Source organism: Gemmatimonadaceae bacterium (assembly GCA_020851035.1).
Classification (GTDB): Bacteria; Gemmatimonadota; Gemmatimonadetes; order Gemmatimonadales; family Gemmatimonadaceae; genus JACMLX01.
The window spans coordinates 89012-103450 of record JADZDM010000001.1 but is presented as its reverse complement, the minus strand read 5'-3'; the positions used below and the strand labels follow the sequence as shown (position 1 = coordinate 103450).

General features: G+C 69.6%; 12 protein-coding genes. 5 read left to right on the top strand and 7 right to left on the bottom strand.

The genetic code is table 11. The annotated features are described in order from the left end of the window. Positions 1-143: 143 nt before the first annotated feature. The 7 genes from IT355_00435 to IT355_00405 form a co-directional block, all read right to left on the bottom strand. The gene (locus IT355_00435; GenBank protein ID MCC7051698.1) at positions 144-584 is read right to left on the bottom strand and encodes a hypothetical protein; all 441 of its coding nucleotides are present in this window, start codon (positions 582-584) and stop codon (positions 144-146) included. After that, on the bottom strand, positions 585-1379 hold the full coding sequence (locus IT355_00430; GenBank protein MCC7051697.1) for an acyl-CoA dehydrogenase family protein: 795 nt from the start codon (positions 1377-1379) through the stop codon (positions 585-587). Positions 1380-1553: 174 nt separating this feature from the next. Beyond that, positions 1554-2873: an amidohydrolase gene (locus IT355_00425; protein ID MCC7051696.1), complete on the bottom strand. Its 1320-nt coding sequence runs from the start codon at positions 2871-2873 to the stop codon at positions 1554-1556. 108 nt (positions 2874-2981) lie between these two features. After that, positions 2982-3791 carry a SprT-like domain-containing protein gene (locus IT355_00420; GenBank protein ID MCC7051695.1) on the bottom strand — a complete coding sequence of 270 codons (810 nt, stop codon included), beginning with the start codon at positions 3789-3791 and terminating at the stop codon, positions 2982-2984. Next, positions 3788-4609, bottom strand: coding sequence for a metallophosphoesterase (locus IT355_00415; GenBank protein MCC7051694.1), 822 nt, complete (start codon positions 4607-4609; stop codon positions 3788-3790). The genes IT355_00420 and IT355_00415 overlap by 4 nt, the downstream gene beginning before the upstream one ends. A gap of 61 nt (positions 4610-4670) precedes the next feature. Continuing rightward, positions 4671-5684, bottom strand: coding sequence for an NAD-dependent isocitrate dehydrogenase (locus IT355_00410; protein ID MCC7051693.1), 1014 nt, complete (start codon positions 5682-5684; stop codon positions 4671-4673). Positions 5685-5770: 86 nt separating this feature from the next. Next, positions 5771-6517, bottom strand: coding sequence for a hypothetical protein (locus IT355_00405; GenBank protein ID MCC7051692.1), 747 nt, complete (start codon positions 6515-6517; stop codon positions 5771-5773). A 118-nt stretch (positions 6518-6635) separates the two neighbouring features. Here IT355_00405 and IT355_00400 point away from each other — a divergent pair, with 118 nt between their 5' ends. The 5 genes from IT355_00400 to IT355_00380 all read left to right on the top strand — a co-directional run bounded on the left by IT355_00400 (position 6636) and on the right by IT355_00380 (position 14360). After that, positions 6636-8702, top strand: a complete 2067-nt coding sequence (locus tag IT355_00400) for a carbon starvation protein A (protein MCC7051691.1) — start codon at positions 6636-6638, stop codon at positions 8700-8702. Positions 8703-8707: 5 nt separating this feature from the next. Then, positions 8708-8893: a YbdD/YjiX family protein gene (locus IT355_00395; GenBank protein MCC7051690.1), complete on the top strand. Its 186-nt coding sequence runs from the start codon at positions 8708-8710 to the stop codon at positions 8891-8893. A gap of 340 nt (positions 8894-9233) precedes the next feature. Further along, positions 9234-12443: a SusC/RagA family TonB-linked outer membrane protein gene (locus IT355_00390; GenBank protein MCC7051689.1), complete on the top strand. Its 3210-nt coding sequence runs from the start codon at positions 9234-9236 to the stop codon at positions 12441-12443. A gap of 19 nt (positions 12444-12462) precedes the next feature. After that, on the top strand, positions 12463-13860 hold the full coding sequence (locus IT355_00385; GenBank protein MCC7051688.1) for a hypothetical protein: 1398 nt from the start codon (positions 12463-12465) through the stop codon (positions 13858-13860). Then, a complete protein-coding gene (locus IT355_00380; GenBank protein MCC7051687.1) occupies positions 13860-14360 on the top strand; it encodes a hypothetical protein in 501 nt (166 codons plus the stop codon). The genes IT355_00385 and IT355_00380 overlap by 1 nt, the downstream gene beginning before the upstream one ends. Positions 14361-14439: the final 79 nt, after the last annotated feature.

Here is a 14439-nt window from a genome sequence, read left to right as displayed (position 1 = left end):
CCGCGCGGGAATACCCTGCGACTGCCGGCGGGTGCCGCATGGTGCAGGGGTTGTGCCATCCGGTGCCGTGCATGGCACCAGTGAAAACAGAACGGCGCGCGGTGCCGACGAGACCGGCACCGCGCGCCGTCACCGGCCTCGCGTCACTTGAAGGCGGCGAGCCCCGTGACGGCGTTGCCGATGATGAGCGAGTGCACGTCGTGCGTGCCTTCGTACGTGTACACGCTCTCGAGGTTCGCCATGTGCCGCATGCTGTGGTACTCCGCCAGGATGCCGTTGGCGCCCAGCAGCCGCCGCGCCTCGCGCGCGACGTTGGTGGCGATGTTCACGTTGTTGCGCTTCGCCACCGACACCTGGTGCGAGTTGAACGTGCCGAGGTCCTTCATCCGGCCCAGGTGCAGCGAGAGTAGCTGGCCCTTGATGATCTCCGTGATCATGTCGGCCAGGCGCACCTGCTGGATCTGGAAGGCGCCGATCGGCTTGTCGAACATCATGCGCTCCTTCGAGTAGCTGAGCGCCTCCTCGTAGCAGGCCATCGCGGCACCTATCGCGCCCCACGAGATGCCGTAGCGCGCATGCGTCAGTCAGCTCAGCGGACCACGCAGTCCCTGGACCTCGGGCAGCATCGCATCCGCCGGCACGTGCACGTCCACCAGCACCAGCTCACTGGTGTCGCTGGCGCGCAGCGAGAGCTTCCCCTTCTGGTCCTTCGCGGTGAAGCCGGGCGTGTTCGTCGGCACGATGAAGCCGCGGATCGACTTGCCGTTCTCGTCCCCGTCGGCCGTCTTGGCCCAGATGATCGAGACGTGGGCCTGCGAGCCGTTGGTGATCCACATCTTGGCGCCGTTGATGACCCAGCTGCCGTCGGCCTGCTGGCGCGCACGCGTGATCATCCCGCCCGGGTTGGAGCCGGCATCGGGCTCGGTCAGGCCGAAGCAGCCGATGATCTCGCCCGTGGCCATCTTCGGCAGGTACTGGCGCTTCTGCGCCTCGCTGCCGAACGCGAAGATGGGATACATCACCAGCGCCCCCTGCACGCTGGCGAAGCTGCGGATGCCGCTGTCGCCCCGCTCCAGCTCCTGCATGATCAGCCCGTACGCCACGCTGCTGAGCCCCGCGCAGCCGTACTCCTCGGGCAGGTTGGCGCCGAACATCCCCAGCGCCGCCATCTCCGGGATCAGCTCCCTCGGGAACCGGCCCTCGGTGTAGCAGTCGCCGATGATGGGGAAGATCTTCTCGTCCACGAAGCGGCGGACCGAGTCGCGGATCGCACGCTCCTCCTCGGTCAGCGCGGCATCGATGTTGAACAGGTCACCGTCGCGGGCCGTCAGGTGACCTGACGGCAGCAGCGAGGCTTCGGGATCCATATGCACGGCCATGGCACGGTCTCCGCCAGGGAAGGTCGTCGGGGGGGCGCGGCCACAAGCGGCGCGTCCTGAGCTGATAAGGCTAACGGACCCGGCACAGCGCCGGAACGCGACACCCGACCCCGTGCCCCGCTGCCGGGGACGAACGAGCCGGGCCGGCGCACCGTGCCCGGCCCGGCGCACGCCTCAGCGGCCCCCCGCCCCCGTCGCCCCGTCGGTCGGCTTCCCCGCCGCCAGCCAGTCCACCGCCAGCCCAGCCATCGCCTTCACCCCGGTGGGCAGGGCGGCCTCGTCGGCGAAGAACAGCGGCGAGTGGTTCGGCGCCGCCGTCCGCGGATCCTTGTCCTTCGGCGTCACACCCATCATCACGAACAGCCCCGGCACCTTCTCCTGGAAATACGAGAAGTCCTCCGCCCCGGTGCTCATCGGCCGCGTGCCGGCGCCGGCCTCGCCGGCGGCCCAGCGGAGCGTCGGCACCATCCGGGTGGTGAGCGCGGTGTCGTTGATGGTCACGGGATAGCCGCTGTCCACGCTGAACGACGCCGTCGCCCCCGCCGACAGCGCGATCTGCTCGGCCGTCCGCTTCATCCGCGCGAAGATGTCGGTGCGCTGCCGCGGGTCGAAGGTGCGGATCGTGCCGACCATCACCACGCTGTCCGGGATGATGTTGTTGCGCACCCCGCCATTGATGGCGCCCACCGTCACGATCGCGGGCACCGCGGTGATGTCCGTCTGCCGGCTGATGACGGTCTGCAGCCCCATCACGATCTGCGAACCGATCACGATCGGGTCCACGCCACCCCACGGCAGCGCGCCGTGCGTCTGCCGCCCGTGCACGACCAGCGACCACGAGTTGGCCGCCGCGAGCATCGGCCCCACCCGGTACCCCAGCGATCCGAGCGGTCCGGGGCCGACGTGCAGCCCGAACATCGCATCCACGTGCGGGTTCTCGAGCGCGCCGGCCGCGATCATCGGTGCCGCACCGCCCTCGCCGTTCGGCTTCCCTTCCTCGGCCGGCTGGAAGATGAACTTCACCGTCCCGGGCAGCGTCGCCTTCATGCCCGCCAGCACCTCGGCGGCGCCCATCAGGATGGCCACGTGGTTGTCATGCCCGCAGGCGTGCATCACCCCAACCGTCTGCCCGCGGTAGGTGCTCGTGACGCGTGACTTGAACGGGATGTCCACCTGCTCGGCCACCGGCAACGCGTCCATGTCCGCGCGCAGGCCGACCACCGGACCGGGACGCCCGCCGCGCAGCACCCCGACGACGCCGTGCCCGCCCACGCCGGTGGTGACCTGCATGCCGAGCGCACGCAGGTGCGCCGCCACCAGCGCCGCCGTGCGCACCTCCTCGCCCGAGAGCTCCGGGTGCTCGTGGATGTCGCGGCGCCAGGCCACGACCTTCGGTGTCACCGCGGCCGTCCGCCGCTCGATCTCGGCCCGCAGCGGGGCCGTGTTCACCACCCGCTGCGCCCCGGCGCCCGTTGCCACCAGGCACGCGGCCATTCCCACCCAGGCCATGCGTCGCATCACTCGCTCCTTATCGCTGTTGTCGGCTGCTGCAGCTGCAATCAGCGCCCTGGCGATGCCGCGGTCAATCGCGCCGGGCTGGCATCACGACGAGTGGCGGATCAACCGCGTGGCCGCCGGTTCGATGCCGACTTCGCGGCACTTGACCCTGAACCCCGTGCCGTGATCCACGGGCCGCCCGGTCTCGTCCTGCCACTGGTGCACCATCTCGTGCAGCAGCGTGTGCTCCGCCTCCACCCACCCGTCGCGCTTGATGTGCCGCTGCGAGAGCACGATTTCGCCAGCCGGCAGGCCCGTCTGCGCACGCGGCGTGTAGTGCCCGAGGCGGCGTGCGAGTCGGCGGGACACCTGGATCTCCAGCGGTGCCAGCGCCCCTGCGAAGTGCCGCCGGTTGAGCTGCTGATGCAGGTGGGTGAGGCGTGCCGCCAGCGGTGCATCGGCGTAGTGGGCCGCCGCCGGCCGGCGTGTGGGTGGCCGGATCGGCACCGGGAACGCCACGATCACCTCGCGCGCCGCACTGCGGCGGGCGCGGTTGCGGGTGGTGGCGAAGGTCGCGATCGCATCGAGCACCGGCGCCGGCGCGGCAGCGAACCCCTCGTGCACGCGCATCACACCACCTGCCAGGCTCACCATCGTGCGCCGGTTGCGCGTGAACACGAGCTGCTCCACGCCGCGCATGCCGCGCGCGCGCAGCAGCGCCAGGAACGCCACCGGATCCACGGTGCGCGCGGTGCTGCCCGGGGCCCCCGGGGCTGCATCGGGCGCGCGGACGGACGTCGGCGCATCGCGTGGCGGCACGGGACGCACGCCCGGCCCTGCCACCGGCTGCGTCACCTCGAACAACCCCAGCTGCCCCGGGTCCCGCGAGAACCGGCGCGTCAGCCACTGGATCACCGCTGGAACACCTTCACCGGTCCCGGGCCGAACCGGCGCGCCGCCGGTTCCCAGATCCAGGTCACGATGTGGATCTCGTCGGTGCTGATGTCGATGCAGTTCACGCTCGACGGTCGCCCGCCCCGCGACCGGCTGCTGACGGTGCCGGCGGTCGAGATCACCGTGCCCTTCTTCGTGTGCTCGACGAAGTGCACGGCTTCCTGGTGATCGTGGCCGCAGAGCACGAGGTCCACCCCCATCTCGGCGAAGGCGCCGAGCACCTTCTTCGTTTGCTTCAGTCCGTGGCGCTGGCTCAACTCGCCGCGCACGGGGTTGTGGTGCATCACCACCACGCGCGCGGCATCGGCGGGCGCCGCCTCGAACCGCCCGCGCAGGCGTTCGAGCTGCGTGCGGGTCACGTCACCCATCACGCTCAGGTCGCGCATGTTCCACGTGAGGGTGCGCCGCGTGATGCCGTGGCTGGTGTTCAGCCCGCAGAGCCGCGCACCGGCCACGTCCAGCACCGGCTCGATCTCCGGGCTGATGTAGCGGCGGAAGTCCGCGTAGAGCGCCTCGGTGTCACCGAGGCCGAGCGGGGCGTTCCACCAGGCCACGTCATGGTTGCCGGGCACCACGATCGTCTCGCTCACCTTGCGGGCGTCGCGCAGGAAGGCCTGCGCACGCTGGAACTCGCCGGAGCGCGACCGCTGGCTCACGTCACCGCTGACCGCCACCACGTCGAACTGCTCATCCTGGATGAGCGCCTCGATGGCGTCGATCTGCAGCGGCACCGCGGGCCGGCCGAAGTGCAGGTCGGAGACGTGCAGGATCCGGGTCACGCGAGACTCCTCAGTCCGTCCCAATGCCGTGCTTCCCCATGCGTCGCAGGACCGCGATCACTCAGAGCCGGGCGATGATCGCATCCGCAAACTGCTGCGTCGTGCCGCTGCCGCCAAGGTCGCGCGTGAGGGATTCCCGTGCGTCGATCGCCGCGTGCAGGGCGGTGCGGATGCGCTCCGCACGCACCGTGTCCCCCAGGTGGTCCAGCATCAGGCACGACGCGAGGATGAGCGCGCCGGGATTCGCGACGCCCTTGCCGGCGATGTCCGGTGCCGTGCCGTGCACCGCCTCGAAGATCGCGGCCGTGGGCCCGATGTTCGCGCCCGGGGCCAGGCCCAGCCCACCGACCAGCCCCGAGACGAGGTCGGAGAGGATGTCGCCGAAGAGGTTCGTGGTCACGATCACGTCGAAGTTCTCGGGCCGCAGCACCAGTTGCATCGCCATGGCGTCGATGATGCGGTCCTCGAACTGCACGCGGCCGGCGTACTCCTTCGCGATCTCGCGCCCCACGTCCAGGAACAGCCCCTGCGTGTACTTCAGGATGTTCGCCTTGTGGACGAGCGTCACCTTCTTCCGCTTGTGCTTCACCGCGTAGTCGAACGCGTAGCGGATCGCGCGCTCGGAGCCGTAGCGCGTGATCAGCGCGACGCTCTCGGCCGCCGCCTTGGGGTCGTCACCGATGCGGATGTAGTGCTCGGCCCCGTAGTACAGCCCCTCGAGGTTCTCGCGGATGATGACGATGTCCACCTTCTCGAAGCGCCCGCCGTGCAGGATCACGTGCGCCGGCCGGACGTTCGCATACAGGTCGAACGTCTTCCGCATCGCGACGTTCACGCTGCGGTACCCCTCGCCCACCGGCGTCTCGAGCGGGCCCTTCAGCGCGACGTGGTTCTTCTTGATCGAGTCGAGCGTGGCCTCGGGAATGGGGTCGTTGTAGCGCGCCGCGGCCGAGGCGCCGGCCATCTGACGGTCCCAGACCAGGTCGGCACCGGCGGCGGCCAGGACCCGGATGGTGGCCTCGGTGATGTCGGGGCCGATGCCGTCGCCGGGGATGAGCGTGACTGTGGTGGACATGGAAGACGTCGGGAACGTGGTCAGGAAAGGCGCGGGCGGGCGGCGCGAGGGGCCGCGCGGACCCGGGAAGAGTGTCGGCTCCGCGGCTACGGGACGACGACCATGTCCGCGAACTTCTCGACGGCGGCGCGGAGCGCGGCCCGTTCATCGGACGCGGCCGGTCCCGTCACGTCGGGGAACGACACCACCGACGACTGACGGGCGTCGAGAAAGGCGAGGCGCAGCGTCGCCTGCCGGGCGCCGGCGCCCCCGGTCACCCGCGCCTCGAGCGGCACCAGCACCATCCGTCCGTCGGGCACCAGCGCCACGATCGCGCGGAGCTGCGTGGCCAGCGGCTCGCGCAGGTCGAGATCGTTGGGGCGGCGGCTCGGTGCCAGGCCCACCGTGGGCAGCGCGCGGGGATCGGTCCGGTTCATCACGTCACCCTGCGCCACGCGCGAGGTGTTCGGCGGCAGCGACCAGGACGCCCCCAGGCCGCGGTCGCGCAATGCCGCCGTGAGCGTGGAATCGAAGACCGCGGCGCGGGCACGCCCGACGGCACCGGAGGCCGGCATCCAGGCCGAATCACTCACCGCATAGCGCTGCAGCGGGAAGACCACGACCTTCTGCGACGCGAACGCCCCGAACACCGGTGCCGCTGCGGGTGGTGGCGGCGTCGGCGTCGGCGTCGGCATCGGCGCAGGCTCGGCCGCCACCGGTGCGGACGGTGCGGCAGCCGGCGCCGGGGCCGGAGAGGGCGCGGGGGCCGGCGTGCCACCGCAGGCCGCGACCAGCAGCGCGGCAGCCGGCCACGCCGCGGCGTGCCATCGCGGGAAGTCTGTGCACTTGGACATGCGCCCAAGATAGTCGCGCGCGAGAGCCACGCGCGCGGCCCGCACGCCTTGCCCCGATGCTGCACCGCCGGGTACCGTCACGGCGCCTCGCACTCGCCGGTTCCCCGCCTCCCGACCCATGCGCTCCGTCCGATCGATTCTGCTCTGGATCCTGATCGCCGCCGCCGGCGCCTTCGCGCTCGGCCGCGTGGCGCTCTCGCGCGGAGAGTCCATCAGTGCCGCCTGGCTGCTCACTGCCGCCATCTGCACGTACCTCGTCGGCTACCGGTTCTACGCGCGCTTCATCGCCACGTCGATCTTCGCCCTCGACCCCGACCGCGCCACGCCGGCGGTGCGCAAGGCGGACGGGCACGACTACGTGCCGACGAACAAATGGGTCGTCTTCGGGCATCACTTCGCCGCCATCGCCGGCCCGGGCCCGCTGGTCGGACCCACCCTCGCCGCGCAGTTCGGGTTCCTGCCCGGCGCCCTCTGGATCATCATCGGCGTGGTCCTCGGCGGCGCGGTCCAGGACTTCGTCATTCTCTGCGCCAGTGTCCGGCGTGACGGGCGCTCGCTCGGCCAGATGGCGAAGGACGAGATCGGCCCCGTGGCCGGCATCACGGCGCTGGTCGCGGTGCTCGGCATCATGGTGGTGCTGATCTCGGTGCTGGCGCTGGTGGTGGTGAACGCCCTCAAGTCCAGCCCGTGGGGCACGGTGACGATCAGCCTCACCATTCCCATTGCGATGTTCATGGGGCTGTACCTGCGCTACGTGCGCCCCGACAAGGTGCTGGAGGCGAGCGCGATCGGGCTGGTGATGCTGGCGGGTGCGTTGTGGGCCGGCCAGTGGGTGGCCGAGAATCCGGCGCTGGCCCCGATGTTCACGCTGAGCGGGCCCACGCTGGCGCTGCTGATCATGGGATACGGGTTCGCCGCCAGCGTGCTGCCGGTGTGGTTGCTGCTGGCCCCGCGCGACTACCTGAGCGCCTTCGTGAAGATCGGCGTGGTGGTGGCCCTGGCGGTGGGGATCCTGCTGGTGCTGCCGCCGCTGCAGATGCCGGCGGTGACCCGGTTCGTGGACGGCACCGGCCCGGTGTTCAGCGGGAAGGTCTTTCCCTTCGTCTTCATCACCATCGCCTGCGGGGCGATCAGCGGGTTCCACGCCCTGATCGCCAGCGGGACGACGCCGAAGCTGCTGTCGCGCGAGCCGGATGCCAAGCTCGTCGGCTACGGCGCCATGCTCACCGAATCGCTGGTGGCGATCATGGCGCTCATCGCCGCCTGCGTGCTCACGCCGGGCGTCTACTTCGCGATCAATGCCCCGGTGGCGGCGCTCGGGACCACCGCCGAGAGTGCGGCCCTGGCGGTGCAGCAGTGGGGGTTCGTGCTGCAGCCGGGGGAGATGGATGCCCTGGCGAAGAGCGTGGGCGAGAGTTCGCTGCTGAGCCGCACCGGCGGGGCGCCGTCACTGGCAGTGGGGATGGCCCACCTCTTCGACCGCGCCCTCGGCGGCGGCGGCATGGCGCTCTGGTACCACTTCGCGATCATGTTCGAGGCGCTCTTCATCCTCACCACGCTCGATGCCGGCACGCGCGTGGGCCGCTTCATGCTGCAGGACCTGGGGGGCCAGGTGTGGCCGAAGTTCCGTGACGTGACCTGGACGCCGGCGGTGTGGATCGCGAGTGCGGTGTTCGTCGCGATGTGGGGACATTTCCTCTACCAGGGCGTGACCGACCCGCTCGGCGGGATCAATTCCCTCTGGCCGCTGTTCGGCATGGCGAACCAGTTGCTGGCGGCGGTGGCGCTCTGCGTCGGCACCACGGTGATCATCCGCATGGGCAAGGCGCGGCATGCGTGGGTGACCATGCTGCCACTGGCGTGGCTGCTGGTGGTGGTGCTCACCGCCGGATGGCAGAAGCTGTTCAGTCCCGACCCGCGCATCGGCTTCCTGTCGCACGCGGCGAAGTTCGCCGACCTGCACGCGGCGGGCACGCTGCCCCCAGGGGTGAAGTCGCTGGAGGCTTTGCCGCGCATCGTGTTCAATGACCGGCTCGACGCGGCGGTGGCGGCGTTCTTCCTGGTCTCGGTGCTGGTGATCGTGTTCGAGTCGGTGCGGATGTGGCTCGGCGTGCTGGGCGGGCGGGTGCCGGCGGGGAGCAGCGAGGTCCCCGCGCAGTCGGCGACGTTGTTTGCGGCAGACTGATCCATATGTCACACGCAATCGTCCGGAAGTGGATCCATGTCCTGCGCACCGTGATCGGCGTGCCGGACTACGATCGGTACGTCCGGCACATGCGCACGCAGCATCCTGACGAGCCCGTCATGTGTCAGGCCGAGTTCGCCAAGGCACGACTCGAGGCCAGGTACAGCCGGCCGGGCTCGCGCTGCTGCTGAGTTCGTCGCCGGCCACACGCCGGCCGCGCTGGATCGTGGCGTGGCATGTCAGGGATCACGCGATGCGACTCCCGCGGATTATTCCCGGCCGGGCCCGCTTGCCGCGGCCACGCCCCCGCGCCGTCCCGGCTGCTGCACTCAAGGGATCGGCCGGTTGCTTACCCCTGCAGTTGCGAAATGTTTCCGCGTCAGGTAAAACCAACCGTAGAACCTCAGGTTCATGCGGACCGAAGCCGGTGTCGCGCAGGCATTACCCACCCAGCAGGCGGAGGTCAGGATGCGACGTGTCGCGTGGGTAGGACGTGCGTTGTGGGCAGCTGGTCTGGCCGGAGGACTCGCCGTGATGGCGACCTCGGCACAGGCGCAGAACGCCACAGCGATCATTGAAGGGAAGGTCTCGGACGGCGCAACGACGCGCGCCCTGGAGGCGGTCTCGGTCTTCATCGACCAGACGCGTCTGGGCGCGCTCACGAATGCGCAGGGCACCTACCGCATCGTCGGTGTGCCCGTGACGGGTGGGTCACGGACAGTGCTCGTGCGGGTGCGTGCGCTCGGCTATACCCCGGCGTCCAAGTCGGTGTCGCTCACCGCAGGGCAGACCGCCCGCGCGGACTTCACCCTCAGCACCTCGGCGATCCAGCTCAACCAGGTCGTCGTGACCGGGTCTGGCCAGAAGACCGAGACCAAGCGCCTCGGCAACACCGTGGCGGTGATCGCCCCGCCGGCCAATGCGCCGGTGGCCGACATCTCCAACCTGCTCACGGCGCGAGAGCCGGGCCTGGTGGGCGTGCTCGGCGGCGGCCTCGCCGGCCAGGGCGCCTCGATCCGCATCCGCGGCAACTCGTCGCTCTCGCAGTCGAACGAGCCGATCATCTTCATCGACGGCGTCCGCATGAACAACGGGGCGAGCGGCGGCGGCGGCGGTGGCGGTGCCACCACCCGTCTCGACGACATCGACCCGAACACCATCGAGCGCGTCGAGGTCCTGAAGGGCGCCGCGGCGGCCACGCTCTACGGCACCGAGGCGTCCAACGGCGTGATCCAGATCTTCACCAAGGTCGGCTCGCAGGGCGCCCCGCGCTGGTCGTTCAACGCCGAGCAGTCGGCGATGCGCTTCCCGGACCGCGTGGCGGCCAACACCGGCTTCGCCCGGACGCAGGGCCAGGCCGACTCGCTGACCGCGTTCTACGGCCGCACCATCAGGCCCTTCGAGACCATCTCCACCAACGTCTTCCGTGACAACCTCACCGAGACGGGCATGGGCACGACGGTCGGCGCCAACGTCACCGGCGGCGGCAACGCCGTGACGTACTTCGCCAGCGGCCGCGTGTACAGCGAGGACGGCCCGTTCGGCGGCAAGCAGCTCGGCGTGGCGTCGGACGAGATCCGCCGCATCCAGACGTCGGCCAACCTGACGCTGACGCCGTTCAAGAACTTCCGGATGCGCTTCAACAACAACTACTACAACATCGCGCAGAAGTCGCCGGAAACGAACAACAACATCTACGGCGTGAACTCGCTGGCCTACATGGCCCGCCCGGAGCGTGCGAACTGCAACGCCTCGGCCAACGTCGGTGATGGCACCTGCACCGGTCCCGGCAACATGTTCGGCAACCAGGCGTTCATGACCGTGCGTGAGTCGATGGGCCAGATCAACGAGACGGCCGTGTCGCGCTATGTGGGCTCGCTGGACATGTCGTACAACCAGACCACGAACCTCACCTACAGCGCCACGCTCGGCTACGACTACACGGCCGGCCGTGACATCGGGTTCTCGCGCTTCGGCTACAACGTGGACCTGTTCACGTCGCAGACCGTGACCGGCGCCCGCAGCGTGTTCAACGACAACACCCGCGTCGGCACCCTCGACGCCAAGGTCGCGTACAACCGCAACTTCGGCTCCAGCTGGAGCACCGCCACCGTCGGCGGTGTGCAGGTCTTCAACACCAACCAGAAGACCACCAGCGCCAACTCCCAGGCCTTCCCGGGCCCGGGCATCGAGGTCGTCGGGGCCGGCGGCACCGCCATCACCAACGGCGAGTCGCTCCTGACCACCATCAACGGTGGCTATTTCGGCCAGAGCCAGATCGGCTGGAACGACTGGATCTTCGGCACCGTCGGCGGCCGCTACGACTTCTCGAGCGCGTTCGGCGAGAACTCGCCCGGTGTGTTCTACCCGAAGGCCTCGCTCTCCATCGTGCCGTCGGATCGCAAGTCGTGGAGCAGCACCCGCCTCTCCACCCTGCGCTTCCGCGCGGCCTGGGGCCAGTCGGGCCGCCAGCCGGGCGCCTTCGACAAGTTCACCACGTTCCAGCCGCTGACGTCGGAGTTCGGCGCCGGCCTGGCACCGCAGAACCTCGGCAGCGAGGACCTGAAGCCCGAGATCTCCACCGAGATCGAGGGTGGCTTCGAGGCCGGCTTCTTCGACAACCGCCTCGCCTTCGAGTTCACGGCCTGGGATCGCAAGGTCCGCGACGCCCTCGTCTCCCGGCAGTTCCCGACGTCCGGCGGCTTCCGCAACACGCAGCTGACGAACATCGGCGAGATCTCGGCCAACGGCCTGGAACTCAACGTCCGCTTCTTCCCGATCCGCACCGCCACCAGCGCACTCGAGCTGTTCGCGAACGCGGCGTACCTGAAGCAGACGCTCACCAGCCTGGGCGGTGCGCCGCCGATCAAGGTCGGTTACTTCCGCTACCGTGGCTTCCTGAAGGAAGGCGATCCGCTCGGCTCGCTGTATGAGCCGCTGCTGGCCACCGCCTGCCCGGCGGGCGGCCCGGCCACGAACTCGGCCAACAAGCCGATCGCCTGCTACAACCCGGCGACCGAAGCCCCGATCAACTTCAACGGCCGCGGCACCGCCGCGACGCAGGCGGAACTGCTCGCCTACTTCGCCACCCCGCGCGACCTGCTCAACTCGGGTGTCCAGAGCACGCTGCAGCCGCTCCTGGCCGACTACCAGGGCACGGGCATCCTGTTCGAGCAGCGCAACGGTGACGTGTTCCCCGACTGGACCGGCGCCCTCGGCGGCTCGTACCGTTTCCGCAAGAACTGGAAGGTGCAGACGCTGTTCGAGTACCGCACCGGCTTCCAGGTCCAGAACCTGACCGACGGCTTCCGCCTGTCGCAGCACCCGTCGATCGGCTCCAACCGGGCCGAGTTCACGGCGATCCACTCCACGCTGCTGAATCCGGCGTCCACGCCGGAACAGCGCCTGGCAGCGGCCCAGCTCTACGTGACGAAGTACCGTCGCCTGCTGGAGCCGGGCCTGAACCAGGGCCAGGACGGCACCTTCCTGCGCCTGCGCGAGCTGGCCATGACCTACGACGTGAGCCCGACGCTCGCCTCGAAGCTCGGTGCCCGCACCATGAGCATCACGGCCTCCGGCCGCAACCTGCTCATCTGGACCAAGTACCCGGGCGTGGATCCGGAGGTGAACGCCATCGACCGCTCCGCCTCGACGCTCGACCAGAACTTCCTGACGAGCACCGAAGCCTTCGGCGTGCCGGTGTATCGTCGCTTTGCCTTCTCGGTCAACTTCGGCTTCTAATCGGAGAGCGGACAGACTCATGCACACACGCATCGCGCAGTACCTGATGCACCGCTCCCGTCAGCTCCGTGCCGGCGCCCTGCTCCTGGGCGCCAGTGCCACGCTGGCCGGATGTGGTCTCTTCAACACCGACGTCTCGAACGTCAACGCGGTCACCGAGGAGGCGCTCGCCGATCCGGCGGCCGCCACCTCGATGGTGAACGGCCTCGGTGGTGCGCTCCAGAACGCGGTCAACGGCCTGGTCGGCATCTCCGGTGCCGCCTCCGACGAACTGCAGTGGGCGGGCTCACGCGAGTACTGGAACCTGCTCGACGGTGGTGACATCGGCGACCCGGTCAACGAGTACAGCAACGGCACCTACCCGTACGTCAGCCAGGCGCGCTGGCAGGGTGACTTCACCGTCGCGAAGCTCGAGGCCTTCGGCACGGCACTGCCGAAGCGCGAGGACCTGGCACGCGCCTACATCTTCGCAGGGACCGCCTACCTGGTGATCGGCGAGAACTACGAGGACTTCATCATCGCCTCCGACCGGACGAATTCCGGGGTGTCGGTCGGTGAGGCGAACATGCAGGTCACGCTGGACTCGGCGGTCGCGTACTTCACCAAGGCGGCCACGCTGGCCGCCACGCTCTCGAACGCCGAGTTGCAGCGCCAGGCGCTCGGCATGCGGGCGCGGGCGAAGTTCAGCAAGGCCGTCTGGACGAAGCTCCGCGCCCCGCGCGGGTTCCCGTCCGCCCCGCTCGTCAACGACGCCGGCGCCTCCGCCGACGCTGCGGCGGCGCTGACCGCGATGGGTGCGGGCTCGTACCGCTTCAAGCTCACGTCGACCGCGCAGAACAACGGTGGATACTTCAACACCGGCTTCGAGATGAACCAGCGTCTCGAGCTGCGCGCCGGCGCGCCGTACGTGAACGGCACCGCCACGGTCGTCGACGCCGGCATCGCGGGCATCAAGCTGACCGATCCGGTCGGCGGGGCGCCGGATGCCACACTGGCGACGATGATCAACGAGTGCTGCCGCCAGTCGTCGGGGCAGTTCCTCGGCTACACGCTCACCTCGGCCCGCGAGATGTACCTCATCCTCGCCGAGGCGGCGCTGGCGGCCGGCAACACGCCGGACTTCACGACGAACATCAACCTCGCCCGTGCGATCGACAGCAAGCCGGCATGGGCCGGCACGCCGGCCGCGCAGGAGATCCTGATCCACGAGCGCCGCGTCGGGCTCTTCATGCAGGGCCGTCGCCTGCATGATCACTACCGCTTCAACCTGCCGGCCGATCGCTGGCTGCCGATCAACGCAGCCACCAAGCGGCCCTGCTTCTTCCCGATCAGCTTCGACGAGCGCACGCAGAACCAGGTGCTCAAGGATGCGAACCCGGGCGTGGCCGCACAGGATCGTCCCACGGCCTGCAAGTGATGACCGTGGAGCCTCACCGCTCCTCCAGCGCCGGGCCGCGGAACATCGCGGCCCGGCGTCTGGCCTGTGGGGCACTGCTCGCCGTGGGGCAACTCGCCACCACGGCCTGCTATGCCTTCGTGCCCACCACCAACACGGCACTCCCCGAGGCGACACCGGTCACGGTCCGCCTCACCGCTGCAGGGTCGGTGGCGCTCCAGTCCGCGCTGGGCCAGAACGTGAATGAGGTCGAGGGTGCCGTGCTCCGGTCCTCCCCCGACTCGCTGGTCGTCTCGGTGGCGAAGATGTACACCACCACCAGGCAGCAATTCGAGTCGAGTGGCACCACCACGTCGATTCCGCGCGGCATGATCGAGGAGGTGCAGGTCCGCACCTTCTCGCGGAAGCGCACCGTGCTGACGGCGCTCGGCGCGCTCGCCCTGGGCATCGGCGGTGCAGCATCCGTCGCGGCCGGCGGTGGGAACGCCCCTCCTCCTGGCGGCGGCACGACGCCTCCGTAGGAACCGCGTTTCACCCGCACCACCCGGGAAAACCACGAAGGGCATCCGTCGTCAGGATGCCCTTCGTGCGTATGGCCAC

Excerpts from the sequence above, each read along its gene's own strand:
- IT355_00430 (MCC7051697.1), bottom strand. The coding sequence starts at position 1,379 with ATGGCCGTGCATATGGATCCCGAAGCCTCGCTGCTGCCGTCAGGTCAC.
- IT355_00425 (MCC7051696.1), bottom strand. The coding sequence starts at position 2,873 with ATGGCCGCGTGCCTGGTGGCAACGGGCGCCGGGGCGCAGCGGGTGGTG.
- IT355_00410 (MCC7051693.1), bottom strand. The coding sequence starts at position 5,684 with ATGTCCACCACAGTCACGCTCATCCCCGGCGACGGCATCGGCCCCGAC.
- IT355_00405 (MCC7051692.1), bottom strand. The coding sequence starts at position 6,517 with ATGTCCAAGTGCACAGACTTCCCGCGATGGCACGCCGCGGCGTGGCCG.
- IT355_00400 (MCC7051691.1), top strand. The coding sequence starts at position 6,636 with ATGCGCTCCGTCCGATCGATTCTGCTCTGGATCCTGATCGCCGCCGCC.
- IT355_00395 (MCC7051690.1), top strand. The coding sequence starts at position 8,708 with ATGTCACACGCAATCGTCCGGAAGTGGATCCATGTCCTGCGCACCGTG.
- IT355_00385 (MCC7051688.1), top strand. The coding sequence starts at position 12,463 with ATGCACACACGCATCGCGCAGTACCTGATGCACCGCTCCCGTCAGCTC.
- IT355_00380 (MCC7051687.1), top strand. The coding sequence starts at position 13,860 with ATGACCGTGGAGCCTCACCGCTCCTCCAGCGCCGGGCCGCGGAACATC.